Source organism: Streptomyces sp. NRRL F-5630, assembly GCF_000719475.1.
Lineage (GTDB): Bacteria > Actinomycetota > Actinomycetes > Streptomycetales > Streptomycetaceae > Streptomyces.
Genome location: NZ_JOGO01000012.1, coordinates 74,808 through 91,227, shown reverse-complemented (window position 1 = coordinate 91,227; position 16,420 = coordinate 74,808). Strand labels below are relative to the sequence as shown.

The window sequence follows — 16,420 nt, the reverse complement described above, 5'->3', positions numbered from 1 at the left end:
CGCCGTCATGCCCACGCCCCGCAGTCGTCACCGCCGCACCACCTGGCCGGCCGCCCTCGCCCTCGTCCCGCTCGCCGCCACGCTCACCGCTTGCGGCGGTGACGCCGAGCCCGCCGCGGCCGCGGCCGGGGAGGCGCGGGGCGAGGTCGGCATCGGCGCCCTCTCCCACGGCGCGGCGAAGCACGCGACGCTCAAGGTGCCCGCCGTCCCCTCCCTGCACGACGAACTGCCGCAGGAGATCAAGGACAAGGGGGAACTCGTCATCGCCGTCGGCGCCCTGCCCGCCGGGTCGCCGCCGCTCAACTACATCGGCAGCGACCAGAAGACCCTCACGGGCTCCGAGTCCGACCTCGGGCGTCTCGTCGCCGCGACCCTCGGCCTCAAGCCCGTGGTCCGCAACTCCACGTGGGAGAACATGTTCCTGGGCATCGACAGCGGAAAGGTCGATGTCGCCTTCTCGAACGTCACGGACACCGAGGAGCGCAAGCGCAAGTACGAGTTCGCCTCCTACCGGCAGGACAACCTCGCCTTCGAGACGAACAAGTCCGAGAGCTGGACCTTCACCGGCGACCCCGCGGTGCTCGCGGGCAAGACCGTCGCCGTCAGCTCGGGCACGAACCAGGAACGCATCCTCCTCCACTGGCAACGGCAGCTGAAGAAGAAGGGCGAGAAGCTCACCGTCAAGCACTACCCGGACCTCAACAGCACCTACCTCGCGCTCAGCGGCAAGAAGATCGACGCCTACCTGGGACCCAATCCGGCCATCGCCTACCACACCCGCACCACGGAGGGCACCCCGCGCGCGACCCGCAGCGCGGGCACCTACTCGGGCGCGGGCTCCGCGCTCCAGGGGCTCATCGCCGCGACCGCCAAGAAGGGCAGCGGCCTCGCGAAGCCGCTCGCCGGGGCGATCAACCACCTCATCGACAACGGCCAGTACGCGAAGTGGCTCGCCTCCTGGAACCTCTCCGACGAGGCCGTCGAGCGCAGCGAGGTCAACCCGCCGGGGCTCCCCCTCAGCGACTCCTGATGTCCTGAACCCGCACGAACACCGCACACCTCACAGGAGCAGAACCGCACCATGGCCACCAGCGTCCAGCCGGCTCCTTCGCCTGTCCCCGCGAGCCCCCACCTTCTCGACAACCCCGCCTGGGCCTCGCTCACCGGGCCGCACGCCGCCTTCGCCGAGCGCCTCGGCCGCGCCGCGCGCTACCCGGCCGACGTCGCCGCCTTCACGGCGCTCGCCGACCCCGAGGACCCCGCCGCGTGGGCGGACCTCGCGCGACTCGTCGGCCCCGGCACCGTCGCCCTCGTCAACGGCGCGCCCGCGGCGCCCGAGGACTGGGAGGTGCTGGAGCACGGCCTGGGCGTCCAGCTCGTCGCCACCGCACTGCGCTCCGAGCCCGCCCCCGAGGCGGTACGGCTCGGTCCGGAGGACACCGCGGAGATCCTCGACCTCGTCGCCCGCACCAAGCCGGGGCCCTTCAAGGAGCACACCGTGACGCTCGGCACCTATCTCGGCATCCGCGAGGAGGGCCGCCTCGTCGCCCTCGCGGGTGAGCGGCTGCACCCGCCGGGCTGGACCGAGATCAGCGCCGTGTGCACCGACGCGGGCTTCCGGGGCCGGGGCCTCGCGACACGGCTCGTACGCGCCGTCGCGCACGGCATCCGCGCGCGCGGCGAGACCCCGTTCCTGCACGCGGCGGCGAGCAACACGAACGCCATCCGGCTGTACGAGTCCCTCGGCTTCACGCTGCGCAGGCACACGACGTTCCTCCTGGTACGGGCACCCGCGGCGGGCTGAGCGGGGCGGGTGGGGGGCCGGGCCGGCCCCGGTGGGTGCCCGGCTTCCTGGGCGCCCGCCCCGCTCCGGCCGCCCGCCCCGCTCCGGCCGCCCGCCCCGCTCCGGCCGCCCGCTCCGGCCTTCCCGCTCCACCCGCCCCGTCCCGCCGTCCCCACCTTTGACCGACCGGAAGGGCCCCGCATGTCCGACACACCTCCGCTCCACCTCGCCGTCGCCCTCGACGGAGCCGGCTGGCACCCCGCCGCCTGGCGTGAACAGGGCGCCCGGCCGGGGGAGTTGTTCACCGCCGCCTACTGGGCGGACCTCGTGCGCGAGGCCGAGGCGGGCCTGCTCGACTTCGCCACCTTCGAGGACGCGCTCTCGCTCCAGTCCAGCCGCATCGAAGGGCCCGACGACCGCACCGACCAAGTGCGCGGCCGGCTCGACGCCGTCCTCACGGCGGCCCGCGTCGCCCCGCTCACACGGCACCTCGGACTCGTACCGACCGCCGTCGTCACGCACACCGAGCCCTTCCACCTCTCCAAGGCGATCGCCACGCTCGACCACGTGAGCAAGGGACGTGCGGGGGTGCGGGTCCAGATATCCGTCCGCCCGCAGGAGTACGGGCACTTCGGACGCCGGACCCTCCCTCCCCTCACCTTCCGGGAACTCCGGTCCGTCCAAGGCCAATCCGCCGTCTCGGAGCTCTTCGACGAGGCCGCCGACCACGTCGAAGTGCTGCGCCGCCTGTGGGACAGCTGGGAGGACGACGCCGAGATCCGCGACGCCGCCACCGGGCGCTTCATCGACCGCGACAAGCTCCACTACATCGACTTCGAGGGCCCGCACTTCTCCGTCAAGGGCCCCTCCATCACCCCGCGTCCCCCGCAGGGCCAGCCGCTCGTCACGGCCCTCGCCCACCAGACCATCCCCTACCGCCTCGTCGCCCGCTCCGCCGACATCGGCTACGTCACGCCGCACAGCGCCGCACACACGCGCGCGATCGTCGAGGAAATCCGTACCGAGCAGGAAGCCGCCGGGCGCGCGGGCGACCCCCTCCATGTCTTCGGCGACGTGGTGGTCCTCGTCGACGAGGAACCGGGCCGCGCCGCCGAACGGCTCGCCGCGCTCGACGCCTTGGCGGGGGAGCCGTACGCGAGCGACGCCGAGATCTTCGCGGGCACGCCCGCCGCACTCGCCGACCTCCTCACCGACTGGCAGGCCGCCGGGCTCACCGGATACCGCCTGCGGCCCGCCGTGCTCGGCCACGACCTGCGCGGCATCACGCGCGGGCTCGTCCCCGAACTCCAGCGGCGCGGCGCCTTCCGCACCGCCTACACCGCCACCACGCTGCGCGGCCACCTCGGTCTCGACGCCCACCCGGCCAACCGCTACGCGACCGCCTGACGCCCGCCCCGGAGAGGACCTTTTCCATGAGCACCCCGCTCAAGCAGATCCACCTGGCGGCCCACTTCCCCGGCGTCAACAACACCACCGTGTGGAGCGACCCGGAATCCGGCAGCCACATCGACTTCGAGTCCTTCGTCCACTTCGCCGAGACCGCCGAACGCGCCAAGTTCGACTTCCTCTTCCTCGCCGAGGGCCTGCGGCTGCGTGAACAGGCCGGGAAGATCTACGACTTGGACGTCGTGGGCCGCCCCGACACCTTCACGGTCCTCGCCGCACTCGCCGGCGTCACGACGCGCGTCGGCCTCACCGGCACCATCAACTCCACCTTCAACGAGCCCTACGAGGTGGCCCGTCAATTCGCGAGCCTCGACCACCTCTCCGCCGGACGCGCCGCGTGGAACGTCGTCACCTCCTGGGACGCCTTCACGGGCGAGAACTTCCGGCGCGGCGGCTTCCTGCCGCGCGAGCGACGCTACGCGCGTGCCGAGGAGTTCCTCGCGACCGCGCACGAACTCTTCGACTCCTGGCACGGCGACGAGATCGCCGCCGACCCGGACTCGGGCACCTTCCTGCGCGACGCGCGCGCGGGCGCCTTCGCGCACCACGGCGAAGAGTTCGACATCCAGGGCCGGTTCAACGTCCCCCGCAGCCCGCAGGGCCGCCCCGTCATCTTCCAGGCGGGCGACTCCGAGGAAGGCCGCGAGTTCGCCGCCGCCGAGGCCGACGCGATCTTCAGCAGGCACGACACCCTGGAGGCGGGCCAGGCTTTCTACCGCGACGTCAAGGGCCGCCTCGCCCGGCACGGCCGCACCCCCGACCAGCTCCTCATCCTGCCCGCGGCGACCTTCGCCCTCGCCGACACCGACGCGGAGGCCCGCGAACTCGCCCAGGAGATACGCCTCCAGCAGGTGAGCGGACAGACCGCGCTGCGCCACCTCGAACACGTGTGGAACACCGACCTCTCCGGCTACGACCCGGAAGGCCCGCTCCCCGACATCGACCCCGTTCCCGGCGAACACACCCTCGCCCGGGGCCGCTCCACCACGCGCCACCACCGCGACCCGCGCGAGATCGCCCGCGAACTGCGCGAGCGCGCCGAGGCGAAGAACCTCTCCCTGCGCGAACTCGTCATCGACATCACGGCCCGCCAGACCTTCGTCGGCTCGGCGGCGACCATCGCCGCGACCCTCGACGATCTCGTCCAGCGCGACGCGGCGGACGGCTTCATCCTCGTCCCGCACGTGAGCCCCGGAGGTCTCGACGCCTTCGCGTCCCAGGTCGTCCCGCTCCTCCAGGAGCGGGGCGTGTTCCGCCGCGAGTACGAGGGGACGACGCTGCGGGAGCACCTGGGGCTGAGGCACCCGGACGCGTAGGGGAGCGGGGGCCGGGTGAGTGGGGGGGCGGGGCCCCGGGCACGGGTACGGGGGGTGCCCGGGGCCCCCGCCTTCTCGGAGCGGGAGCCGGAGCCTGGGGGTGGGCCGAGCCGGAAGGGGGCTGGTGCGGGGTGGCGGGCCGCTTCCTCCTGGGGCGTGGACGGGAGCGCGGGGCCGCCGCGCGCCCGGAGGCGCGTCACATGCCCGAAACCTCTCATAGCGCGTGAAGCGGTCGCTCTCGGCCACTCCGTGCAAGCCGCCCTCTCCCGGGTGGCAGACTGTCGGGCGTGAGGTGTCAGGTGGCCGCCGGGTGCGGCGGGAGCGGGGCGGCTGGTGGTACGCGGGTGAACGGGCGGACGGAGGGGGCGCGTTGAGGATTCTGCACACCTCCGACTGGCACCTCGGGCGCTCGCTGCACCGGGTGTCGCTGCTCGACGCGCAGGCCGCCTTCCTCGATCACCTCGTGGCAACCGTGCGGGAGCGCGACGTCGAGGCCGTCGTCGTGGCCGGGGACGTGTACGACCGGGCGGTGCCCTCCCTGCCCGCCGTCGAGCTGTACGACCAGGCGCTGCACCGGCTCGCCGCGCTCGGCGTGCCCACCGTGCTGATCTCCGGCAACCACGACTCCGCGCGCCGCCTCGGCGTCGGCGCCGGGCTGCTCCGCGGCGCCGGGGTGCATCTGCGGACCAGGCCCGCCGAGTGCGGGGAGCCCGTCGTGCTGCGCGACGCGCACGGCGAGGTCGCCTTCTACGGGCTGCCCTACCTCGAACCCGGCCTCGTCAAGGACGAGTTCGCCGCCCCCGCCGACCACGAGGGCGTCCTCGGCGCCGCACTCGACCGGGTCCGCGCCGACCTCGCGACCCGCCCCGAGGGCACCCGCTCCGTCGTCCTCGCGCACGCCTTCGTCACCGGCGGGGCCCCCAGCGACAGCGAGCGCGACATCACCGTGGGCGGCGTATGCGCGGTACCGGCCGCGCTCTTCGACGGCATCGACTACGTCGCACTCGGCCACCTCCACGGCAGCCAGGTGCTCGGCGAGCGGCTGCGCTACTCGGGTTCCCCGCTCGCGTACTCCTTCTCCGAGTCCGGCCACCGCAAGAGCATGTGGCTGATCGACCTGGACGGCGCGGGCGCCCTCACCGCGGAGCGCGTCGACTGCCCCGTACCGCGGCCCCTCGCGCGCCTGCGCGGCACGCTCGACGAACTCCTCGCCGACCCCGCGCACACCCCGCACGAGGAGGCGTGGATCGAGGCGACGCTCACCGACTCCGTACGGCCCGAGGAGCCCATGGCGCGGCTTGCCACCCGCTTCCCGCACCTGCTCAGCCTCGTCTTCGCGCCCGAGCGGCCGCCCGAGCCGGACGGACGCAGCTACGCGCGCAGGCTCCGGGGACGCGGGGACCACGAGATCACCGAGGACTTCGTCGCCCACGTGCGCGGCGAGGCCCCCGACGAGGCGGAGCGCGCGGTGCTGCGCGCCGCCGTGGACGCCGTGCGCCTCGCGACCCAGACCGGGGAGGCACGCCGATGAGACTCCACCGCCTCACCGTCACCGCCTTCGGCCCCTTCGCGGGAACGCAGACCGTCGACTTCGACCGCCTCGCCGAGGCCGGGCTCTTCCTGCTGCACGGCGCGACCGGCGCGGGCAAGACGTCCCTGCTCGACGCCGTCTGCTACGCGCTGTACGGCGTCGTGCCCGGCGACCGGCAGGGCGTCTCCGCGCAGGGCGAGAAGCTGCGCAGCGACCACGCGGCCCCCGGCACCCGCACCTCCGTCACGCTCGACTTCACCGTCTCGGGCCGCCGCCTGGAGATCACCCGGCAACCCCCCTTCGTCCGGGCCAAGAAGCGCGGCACCGGCACCACGACGGAGAAGGCCCTCACCACGCTGCGCGCCCACGACCCGGCGCGGGGCTGGACCGGGCTGAGCCGCACCCACCAGGAGATCGGCGAGGAGATCAAACAGCTCCTCGGCCTCAGCAGCGAACAGTTCTGCCAGGTCGTCCTCCTTCCCCAGGGCCGGTTCGCCCGCTTCCTCGGCGCCGACACGGCCGACCGCGCCCTCCTGCTGCGCCAGCTCTTCGACACCCGCCGCTTCTTCGAGATCGAGGGGCACCTGCGCGACCGGAAGGCCGAGACGGACGAGGCGGTCCAGGCCGCCGACAGCGAACTCCTCGCCCTCCACCACCGCATCGGCCAGGCCGCCGCGCTGCCCCGCGAGGAGGCCCCCGCCGAACCACCGGCGGCCGGTGACCCCGCGCTGCCGGAGTTCGTCCTCACCCACGCCGCGCTCGCCCGCGCGGACGCCCGGGAGCGGCTCGACATCGCGCGCCTGCGCCACCGGAACGCGGAAGCCGCCCACCACGCCGCCTCGGCCGCGTACGAAAACGTCCGCGAGCGCGCCGCTCTCCAGCTCCGGCACGCCGAGGCCCGCGCCCGCGCCGCCGCGCTCGCCGCGCGCGAGCCCGCCCACCGCGCGGACCTGGACCGTCTCGACGCCGCCCGCCGTGCCGAGAGCGCGGCCCCCGCCCTCGACCTGCGCGAGGCGGCGGCCACCGCCCACGCGGACGCGCTGGAGACCGAGCGCCGCCTGCGCGCGGCCCTGCCGCGCGAGCACGCCGAGGCCGACGCGGCGGGACTCGCCGAGGCCGCCCGGCGCCAGGACGAGGCACGCGGCGCGCTCGCCGCGGCCCGCCGCGCCGAGGAACGCCTCCAGGAACTCGTACGGGAACGGGACACCATCGACCGCGAGGACCACGCCGACGCGCAGGCCCGCGCCGAGGACGAGCAGTGGCTCGACGCCTGGCCCGAGCGCCGCGCGGAGCTGCGCGCCCGCGTCGCCGCGGCCCGCGACGCGGCCACCCGAGCCGCCGAACTCACCGGGCGCGCCGAGCCCCTGGCGCGGCGTCTCGCCGCCGCGCGCCGGTACGAGGAACTCGCCGCGGACCACGCGCGCGCCGAGACCGCCGAGGCCGCCGCCCGCGCCCGCCGCGACGAACACCGCACCGCCTGGCTCGACGCGCGCGAGGCCCGCCTCGACGGCATCGCTGCCGAACTCGCCGCCCACCTCACCCCCGGCACCCCGTGCGCCGTATGCGGGGCCACGGAGCACCCCGAGCCCGCCCAGCGCGCGGCGCGGCACACCGACCGCGCCGTCGAGGACGCCGCCGAGGCCGCCTACCGGCGCGCGGAGACGGCCGCGGGCGAGGCCACGGCCCACGCCCGGACGCTCGCCGCGCGCCGCGACGCCGCCGCCGAGGCGGCGGGCGACGCGTCACCCGCCGACCTCGCCGCCGAGAAGTCCGCACTCGACCGGGAACTGGAGGCGGCGCGTGCCGAGGCCGCCCTCCTCACCGAGGCGCTGCGCGCCGAGGAGCGCGCCGAGCGCGAGCACACCCGCCGCGCGGGAGCGCGCGAGGCCGCCGCCACGCGCGCCGCCGCGCGGACGAGCGCCCGCGAGGCACTCGACGCCGAGGAAGGCCGGCTGCGCGCGGAGGCCGCCGAGGCGCGGGGCGGCTTCGCGAGCGTCGCCGCCCGCGCCCGCCACCTCGAAGAGCTCGCCCGGCTCCTCGCCGAAGCCGCCGAAGCCGTACGCGCCGTCGCCACGACGGCCGACCGGCTGAAGGAGGCCGACGCCCGCCTCGCCGACGCCGCCTTCACCGCCCGCTTCGACACCCCCGCCCGCGCGGCGGCCGCCCGGCTTCCCGAGGCCGAGGCCCGCCGGCTGCGGGAGCGCACCGATGCCCACGCGCGCGAGGCCCACACCGTCCGCCTGGCGCTCGCCGAGCCCGCCGTCGCCGAAGCGGCGGCGCTGCCGCCCGCCGATCCCGCCTCGGCGGCGACGCACGCCCGCGCCGCCGAGGCGGCGGCCCGGGCCGCCGCGTCCGCGCACGACGCCGCCCGCTCCCGTACCACCGCGCTCCACGGCCTTTCCGCCACGCTCGCGGCGCGCGTCGGGGAACTGGGCCCGCTGCGCGCCCGGCACGCTCTCGTCAGCGGGCTCGCCGACCTCGCCTCGGGGAGCGCGAAGCGCAACGAGCGGAAGATGCGCCTGGAGTCGTACGTGCTGGCCGCGCGCCTGGAGCAGATCGCCGCGGCGGCGACCGCGCGCCTCGCCCGCATGTCCCAGGGCCGCTACACGCTCGTCCACTCCGACGACCGCGCGGCGCGCGGCAAGCTCTCCGGGCTCGGCCTGCACGTCGTCGACGCCTGGACCGGGCGCCAACGCGACACCGCGAGCCTGTCGGGCGGCGAGACGTTCTACGTCTCGCTCGCCCTCGCGCTCGGCCTCGCCGACGTCGTCACCGACGAGGCCGGCGGGGTGCGGCTCGACACGCTCTTCATCGACGAGGGCTTCGGGAGCCTCGACGAGCAGACGCTCGACGAGGTCATGGACGTCCTCGACGGATTGCGTGAGCGCGAGCGCTGCGTCGGCATCGTGAGCCACGTCGGCGAACTGCGCCGCCGCGTGCCCGCGCAACTGGAGGTCGTCAAGGGACGGGCGGGCTCGACGGTACGCGAGCGGGGTTTCTGAGCGACCGGCCTCTCACGCCAGTTTCTGAGGGACCGGCCTCTCACGCCTTCGCAGCCCCCTCGCGCCTTCGGGGCGCCGCCCTCTCCGCGCCTCCGGCCCCGCACGCGCGGAGGGACGGGAACCTCCCGGCCCGCACACGTGGAGGGGCGGGAACCCGGCCGGTCCCCGCCCCCTCCACGCCCCGCGTCAACCGCTCAGAGCCGGGACAGCTCCTCCACCAGGTCGTCGAGCCCCAGCGAGCCCTGCGAGAGCGCGGCCATGTGCCACTTCTTCGCGTCGAAGGCGTCGCCGTGCGCCTTCTGCGCGTTGGCGCGGCCCGTGAGCCAGGCACGCTCGCCGAGCTTGTAGCCGATGGCCTGGCCCGGCATCGAGAGGTAGCGGATCATCTCGCTCGCGACGAACGCGGCCGGGCGGCTGCTGTGCGCGGCGAAGAACTCGTGCGCGAGGGCCGGGGTCCAGCGCTCACCCGGGTGGAAGGGAGAGTCGGCCGGGATCTCCAGCTCCAGGTGCATGCCGATGTCGATGATGACGCGGACCGCGCGCATCATCTGCGCGTCGAGGTAGCCGAGGCGCTTCTCCGGCGTGTCCAGGTAGCCCAGCTCGTCCATGAGGCGCTCTGCGTACAGCGCCCAGCCCTCCACGTTCGCCGAGACCATGCCGATGCCGGCCTGGTAGCGCGAGAGGCTGTCGGCGACGTGCGTCCACTGCGCGAGCTGGAGGTGGTGCCCGGGGACGCCCTCGTGGTACCAGGTCGACGTGAGGTCGTAGACGGGGAAGCTCGTCTCGCCCATCGTGGGCAGCCACGTACGGCCCGGCCGCGAGAAGTCCTCGGACGGCTCCGTGTAGTACGGGGCCGCCGCGCTGCCCGCGGGGGCGATGCACGCCTCGACCTTGCGGACCCGCTCGGCCAGCTCGAAGTGCGTGCCGTCGAGCTGCTCGATCGCCTCGTCCATGAGGCTCTGGAGCCACTGGCGGGTCTCCTCGACGCCCTCGATGCGCGTGCCGTGCTCGTCGAGGTGCGCGAGCGCGACCCACGGGGTCGCCGCCCCCGGCAGCACCTTCTCGGCCTCGGTGCGCATCTCGGCGAGCAGTCGGTGGAACTCGGACCAGCCGTACGCGTACGCCTCGTCGAGATCGAGGTCGCTGCCGTTGAAGTTCCGGGCCCAGCGGGCGTAGCGCTCGCGGCCCACGACGGCCGGGGCGTCGGCGATCTCGGGCGCGTACTCGTCGCGCACCCAGTCCCGCAGCGCGACCACGGCGGCCGTGGCGCCGTGCGCCGCCTCGTCGAGCTCGGCGCGCAGCGCCTCGGGCCCGGCCGCGACGAAGTCCTCGAACCAGCCGTGGCCCTCGCCCGCCCACTCGGTGAGCTGCTCGACGAAGGTGGCGGTCGGCTCGGGCTGCGCGGGCAGGCCGCGCTCCAGGCCGAGCGCGAGCGACTCCCGGTACCCCTCCAGCGCGGCGGGGACGGCGCGCAGGCGCGCGGCGATGGCCCGCCAGTCCTCCTCTGTCGCGGTCGGCATCAGCGTGAAGATGTCCCGCACCGGGTGCGCGGGGGTATTCATGTTGCCGACGGTGCGCAGGTGCTCGCCCGCCTCGTGGACGGCGAGTTCGGCGGTGAGGCGCTCGCGGAGCAGGCGGGCGCAGCGCCGCTCGATGTCGCTGTCCGCGCCGGGCGCCCGCTCGGCCTCGGCGAGCCGGTCCAGGGTGGTACGGGCGAGCGCGGCGAAGGCCTCGGCCCCGGCGGGGGAGAAGTCGGGCAGCCGCGTGGCGCTCTCGGCGACACCGAGGTACGTACCGGTGATCGGGTCGAGTGCGACGAGGTCGTCGACGTACGCGTCGGCGACCTCGCGGGGGAGCGGGGTCTTGGTCTCTGGCATGGGCTCATCTTGGTACCTCACGGCGTGCGGTGTCATCCGGATGGCGGCTCCCTGGGCGTCCGGTTTCCGGACGGATTGCCGAAAGGGGCGGGGTGAAAACGGTCGTTCTCGCGCGCAAACGGGCCCCGGACAAGGGTGTCCGGGACCCGTTTTCGGCCGGGAGGGGCCTCGCGGGCACGGGGGTGGCAGGCGGGGGCACGAGGCGGGGCGCGGGCGGCTCGAGGCGGTGGGGTGCCGTGGCGTGGCGAGGGCTACGGCGCGGACCGGGCGCCCCGGCGCCCTCAGCCCCGCCCGCGTCCCTGGCCCGCCGCGCCCCGTGCGCCCGGGCGTGCTGCCGTGTCCGGTGCGTGCCCCGCGAGGCGTGCCGTGATCACGAGCGTGCCCTCCTCGATCTGGTAGTCCAGCGGCAGCCCGAGGCCGCGCATCGCGGCGACCATCCCGGTGTTGGACGCCTGGGTCACCGCGTACACGCTGTCGGCCTCCGCCTCGGCGGCCATCGCGACGAGCCGTTCGAGGAGCCGGGAGCCGACGCCCTGGCGCTGCCAGGCGTCCTCCACGAGCAGCGCGACCTCGGTCTCCTCGCCGTCCCACAGCAGATGCCCGAGCGCGACGAGCCGACCGGTGGAGGTCCGTGCCGCGAGGGTGCGGCCGTGGCGGGGGCTGAGCAGGTGCGCGAGGTAGCGGTCCGCGTCGCGCACCGGGCCGTGGTAGCGGCGGGCGAGCGTCGCGGGGGAGCAGCGGGCGTGGAGTTCCCTCGCCTCCTCCAGGTCGCCCTGCCCGGCCCGTTCGACCGTGACGGCCTCGCCGCGCGGCAGCGTGTACACCTCGGCGCCGCCGGGGAGCCGGGGGCCGAGCCGCGCGTCGAGGGCGAGGAGCGCGCGGGCGCGCGCGAACTCGGTGGGCGTGAAGGGGAGGTAGGCCCGTTCGGCGGTGACGACGTCGCCTTCGGGGGTGTGCAGGCGCAGGACGGTGCCGGGACCGCCCTCGCCGTCGTGGATGCCCTCCGCGCCCTGTGCCGCCTTGCCGGCGGGCAGCGAGCGGATCGCGCAGCGGCCGAGGAGTTCGCGCAGCGCGAGCGGGAGTTCGGAGGGGTCGAGAGCGGTGCGCGTGGCGAGGTGCAGGATGCGCGCGGGCGGGTCCACGAGGTCGTGGGCGTCGGCCCGCTCGATCCACGTACCGCTGCCGCCCGCCGCGGCGACCGCACGGGTCAGCGCGCTCGCCTCCAGGCTCGCCGGGGCGCGCAGCGAGAACTCGTCGACGGTGCCCTCGGCGAGCGGGTGCGTCTGGAGGCTGAGGATGTCGACGCGGTGCCGCGCGAGCGCCCCGCACAGCGCGGCGAGCGAGCCGGGCTCGTCGCGCACGGTGGTGCGCATCCGCCACAGGACGGTCGCTCCGTCGTGCTCCCCGGTGACCGGCTCCGCACCGGTACCGGTATCGAGCGGGGGAGGGGCGTGCCCGTGGCGCCGCGACCACCACACGTGGAAACCGGCGGTCGCGGCGAGCAGTACCGCCGAGGTGATCAGCAGCTCGGGACCCCCGGGCCCGTGCGCAACGGTGTTGGCGACCGCGTCGGCGACGGCGACGGCGGTGAAGAGGGCGGCGAGCTCGACGAGTTCGCGGCGCCAGTGGCGCGGGCGCGGGGCCGCCTCGTGCGCAGGAGTCTCAGCGTTCATGCGCTCAGCTTCGGGCACCGGTGTTGCGCGACAACGAACGCCTTGTGACTGATCGGTTAAGTATCGTTCCGATCAAGAACACACCGATATGAACCGTTACATACGAAAAGACCGAAAGATTGAGAAAGGACCTCTCTTGGCTCTCTTCGTGATCGAACGCGGCAGCACGCTCCCGGCGTCGCGCGCCTGGGACCTGCTCACCGACTGGCGACGGCACGGGCGCGTCGCCCCGCTCACAGCGGTACGGGTACGCGGCGGGCCCCCGGGCCGCGGGCTCGGCACGGTCTTCGTCGCCAGGACCGGTATCGGCCGCCTCGGCTTCGATGACCCCATGGAGGTCACCGTGTGGCGGCCCCCGGGGCCGGGCCGTCCGGGGGTGTGCCGCCTCGACAAGCGCGGGCGGGTCTTCACCGGCTGGGCCCTCGTCGAGGTCCTGCCACTCGCGTCGGGCTGTCGCGTCCGCTGGACGGAGGACATCAGCCTGCGCGGGCTCCCGCGCGCCGCTGACCCCGTGACACGGCGGGTGGCCGCCCTCGTCTTCGGCAAGGCGGTGGACCGGCTGCTGGTGGCGGACGGGGAGTGAGCGCGACGCCCGCGCGGCGTGTGCTTTTCGCGTGCCCGCTCCGTGCCGCCCCGGGCGCCGGACAGGTGCGGGAAGCACATCGCGACCGTGCGGGACCCGCCCCGCAGTGGTGACAACGGGCACTGCCCGACAGGGGTCCTGGCGTGCGAATCTCGATCGCGCCGCCGGTTCCGGTGGCCCCCGCACCACACCGAGGGAGGACGCGTGAACCCCGAGTACGCCGCGTACGCCGCCGCGCACCCCCTCTTCTACGACGCCGCGCACCACGCGCGGGCCGGCCTCGTCGCCCAGCCGGGCGCGGAGGACTACGCCACCGCGCTCGGCTCCGTCCCGCCCGGCTGGGAAGAGGCGCGGCGCGGTGACTGGCGCTCGCTGGCCCCGGCGGGGCTGCGGATACCGCCGCAGGGCTGGAAGATCCACGTCTCGGCGAGCCTGGAAGCGGCCCCCCGCGTCCTCGCGCGGACGGCCCGCTTCTGCTTCGCCCGCCGCGTCCCCTTCAAGTTCGTGCCCACCCCGACGCTCCTCCTGCTGCGCAACGGGAAGTACGCGGACCGCGCGGGCAGCGGCAAGTTCCTCACGCTCTACCCGCCGGACCCCGCCGACTTCGAGCCGCTGTGCCAGGACCTCGCCGCCGAGCTCGACGGCGAGCCCGGCCCGTACATCCTGAGCGACCTGCGACTCGGCGCCGGGCCCGTGCACGTGCGCTACGGGGCCTTCGCGCCGCGCTTCTGCCCCGGACCCGGCGGCGTCCCCGTACCCGCCGTGGCCGACCCGGAGGGCGTTCTCGTCCCCGATCCGCGGGGGCCCGTCTTCGCCGTCCCCGACTGGGTCACACCACCGCCCTTCCTCGCCCCGCACCTCGCGGCGCGCGCCGCGGCGGGCGCGGACGGCATCCCCTACGAGATCGAGGGCGCGCTGCACTTCTCCAACGGCGGCGGGGTCTACCGCGCCAGGGACCCCCGCACGGGAAGGCGCCTCGTCCTCAAGGAGGCGCGCCCCCACGCGGGGCTCGCCGCGGACGGCGCCGACGCCGTGACCCGCCTGGCACGCGAGGCGGACGTGCTGCGCCGGCTCGCCGGGCTCGACTGCGTGCCCGCCGTGCACGAGGACCTGACCGTGGGTGAACACCACTTCCTCGTCATGGACTTCGTGCCCGGCACCACGCTCAACACGCTCTTCGCCCGCCGCTTCCCGCTGTCGCGCTCCGCGCCCGGCGAGGCGGCGCTCGCCGCTCACGCCGCGTGGGCCGAACGGATGCACCGGCTGGTCGCGGAGGCCGTCGCCGCCGTCCATGCGCGCGGGGTGGTCATGGGCGACCTGCACATGAGCAATGTCATGGTGAGCGAGGACGAACAGCGGGTCGTCCTGCTCGACTTCGAGGCGGCCTCGCCCGTGACCGAGGCGAGACGGCCCACCGTCGCCAACCCCGCCTTCGCCGCCCCCAAGGACCGCGCCGGGCAGGCCGTCGACACCTACGCGCTCGCCTGCCTGCGCCTCGCCCTGCACCTCCCGCTCACGACACTCCTCGGCCTCGACCGCGCCTACGCCGCCCGCCTCGCCGACGCGATCGCCGAGACCTTCCCCGTACCGCGCGCCTCGCTCGACGCGGCCGTACGGGAGATCGAGGGCCCCGCGAGCGCGTCCGCCGGGACCACCGCCCCGCCCACCGCGTCCCCCGCGGTGCCCCGCGGAGGGCCCGAGCGGGCGGAAACGGTGTCCCTCACCTCCTGGCCGCGCGCCCGGGACCTCCTCGTCCGCGCGCTGCTCGCCTCGCGCACCCCCGAGCGCGCCGACCGCTGCTTCCCGGGCGACATCGCCCAGTTCGCCACCCCGGCCGGTGGCGCGAGCCTCGGCTACGGCACGGCCGGCGTCCTGCACGCCCTCGACGCGGCCGGGGAGCGATGTCCCGAAGCCGAGGAGTGGCTGCTCGCACGGACGAAGGCACCCGCCTCGGGCACCCCCTGCGGGCTCTACGACGGACTCGCCGGGATCGCCTGGACCCTCGACCGCCTCGGCCACCGCCAGGAGGCCCTCGACCTCGCCGCCCTCGTCGCCCGGGAACCCCTGCACGCCCTGCCCCCGGGGCTGCACGGCGGACAGGCCGGGATCGCGCTCGTCCTCGGCGCGCTCGCCGCGGGCGGCGACCGCACGGAGACCGCGACGCTGCGGGCCGCCGCCGACCGCTGCGCCGAGGCGGTGACCCGGTCGGTGCGCGAGGCGGCGGCACGGACGCGGAGACCTGCGGGCAGCCGCGCGGGGCTGCTCCACGGAGCCGCCGGAGCGGCCCTCCTGCTCATCCGCCGGTACGAGGAGACGGGCGACACCGGGACGCTCGACCTCGCCGCCACCGCGCTGCGCCTGGACCTCGCCCACTGCCGCACCGGGGCCGACGACGCCCTCCTCGTGGTCGAGGGCAAACGCACCATGCCCTACCTCGGCGGCGGCAGCGCGGGCCTCGCGATGGTCCTCGACGACTACCTCGCTCACCGGCCCGGCGACCCGCTCGCCGTCCACCGCCCCGCGCTGCGGCAGGCGGCCACCTCCCGCTTCTACATCCAGCCCGGTCTCTTCCGCGGCGTCGCCGGGCTCGTCCTGCACCTCGCGCGCACCCCGGCCGGCGACCCCCTCGCGCGCCGCCGCGTCATCGAGCGCCACCGCGCGCTCCTCACCGACCAGGCTCTGCCCCACGCGGGCGGCCTCGCCTTCCCCGGCGAACAGCTCCTTCGGCTCTCGATGGACCTCGCCACCGGGACAGCGGGCTGCCTGCTCGCCCTCGGCAGCGCGTACGGACCGGAACCCGCCCGGTTCACGCTGCCGTTCCTGCCGCCACCGCGGCCCACAGACGGCCCCCACCCGGGGGCCGGAGCCACCGAGAGGTGATCACTCCACCGGCCGGACCGGCGGACCGCTCCTTGCCGCCGCCCGGCCCCGTTCCGAAAGGAACCGTGCCATGGCACTGCTCGACCTTCAGGTGATGGAGACCCCCGAGGAGGAGGGCTTCCAGGACATCGCCACCGGCAGTCAGGTGAGTCTCCTCATCTGCGAGTACAGCTCCCTGAGCGTCACCCTCTGCACCCCGTGACGCAGACCCGCCCGGAGTGAGGCACGGGGCACCGGCCGCGCGCGCGGCCGGTGCCCCGTTGCCACACGGCGGAGGACTCCGCCGCTCCCGCCTCCCGCCGCCCCAC

The 16,420-nt window shown here is 75.4% G+C and carries 11 protein-coding genes; 9 read left to right on the top strand and 2 right to left on the bottom strand.

Features of this window, described 5'->3' with window-relative positions:
• Positions 1–7: 7 nt before the first annotated feature.
• The 6 genes from IF99_RS0108450 (at position 8) to IF99_RS0108425 (ending at position 9,099) form a co-directional block, all read left to right on the top strand.
• Entirely contained in the window at positions 8–1,030 is a 1,023-nt protein-coding gene (locus tag IF99_RS0108450) for a transporter substrate-binding domain-containing protein (RefSeq protein ID WP_030995746.1), read from the top strand.
• A gap of 51 nt (positions 1,031–1,081) precedes the next feature.
• A complete protein-coding gene (locus tag IF99_RS0108445) occupies positions 1,082–1,804 on the top strand; it encodes a GNAT family N-acetyltransferase (RefSeq protein ID WP_030995745.1) in 723 nt (240 codons plus the stop codon).
• 180 nt (positions 1,805–1,984) lie between these two features.
• Complete coding sequence (locus tag IF99_RS0108440) at positions 1,985–3,190, top strand: LLM class flavin-dependent oxidoreductase (protein ID WP_030995744.1); 1,206 nt, start codon at positions 1,985–1,987, stop codon at positions 3,188–3,190.
• A gap of 26 nt (positions 3,191–3,216) precedes the next feature.
• The gene (locus IF99_RS0108435; RefSeq protein ID WP_030995743.1) at positions 3,217–4,566 is read left to right on the top strand and encodes an NtaA/DmoA family FMN-dependent monooxygenase; all 1,350 of its coding nucleotides are present in this window, start codon (positions 3,217–3,219) and stop codon (positions 4,564–4,566) included.
• Positions 4,567–4,936: 370 nt separating this feature from the next.
• A complete protein-coding gene (locus IF99_RS0108430; protein WP_030995742.1) occupies positions 4,937–6,097 on the top strand; it encodes an exonuclease SbcCD subunit D in 1,161 nt (386 codons plus the stop codon).
• Complete coding sequence (locus tag IF99_RS0108425) at positions 6,094–9,099, top strand: AAA family ATPase (protein WP_030995741.1); 3,006 nt, start codon at positions 6,094–6,096, stop codon at positions 9,097–9,099. Before IF99_RS0108430 ends, IF99_RS0108425 begins: the two co-directional genes overlap by 4 nt.
• 194 nt (positions 9,100–9,293) lie before the next feature.
• Here the strand turns inward: IF99_RS0108425 and IF99_RS0108420 are convergent, their stop codons facing one another.
• Positions 9,294–10,976: a DUF885 domain-containing protein gene (locus IF99_RS0108420; protein WP_030995740.1), complete on the bottom strand. Its 1,683-nt coding sequence runs from the start codon at positions 10,974–10,976 to the stop codon at positions 9,294–9,296.
• A 281-nt stretch (positions 10,977–11,257) separates the two neighbouring features.
• Positions 11,258–12,649, bottom strand: coding sequence for a GNAT family N-acetyltransferase (locus IF99_RS0108415; protein WP_030995739.1), 1,392 nt, complete (start codon positions 12,647–12,649; stop codon positions 11,258–11,260).
• 136 nt (positions 12,650–12,785) lie between these two features.
• On the opposite strand from IF99_RS0108415, the gene IF99_RS0108410 reads away from it, so the two are divergent.
• The 3 genes from IF99_RS0108410 (at position 12,786) to IF99_RS0108400 (ending at position 16,314) form a co-directional block, all read left to right on the top strand.
• The gene (locus tag IF99_RS0108410; RefSeq protein ID WP_030995738.1) at positions 12,786–13,232 is read left to right on the top strand and encodes a hypothetical protein; all 447 of its coding nucleotides are present in this window, start codon (positions 12,786–12,788) and stop codon (positions 13,230–13,232) included.
• A gap of 204 nt (positions 13,233–13,436) precedes the next feature.
• Positions 13,437–16,112, top strand: coding sequence for a class III lanthionine synthetase LanKC (gene lanKC / locus IF99_RS0108405; protein WP_030995737.1), 2,676 nt, complete (start codon positions 13,437–13,439; stop codon positions 16,110–16,112).
• A gap of 70 nt (positions 16,113–16,182) precedes the next feature.
• Positions 16,183–16,314, top strand: coding sequence for a SapB/AmfS family lanthipeptide (locus IF99_RS0108400; RefSeq protein WP_010272359.1), 132 nt, complete (start codon positions 16,183–16,185; stop codon positions 16,312–16,314).
• Positions 16,315–16,420 lie beyond the last annotated feature (106 nt).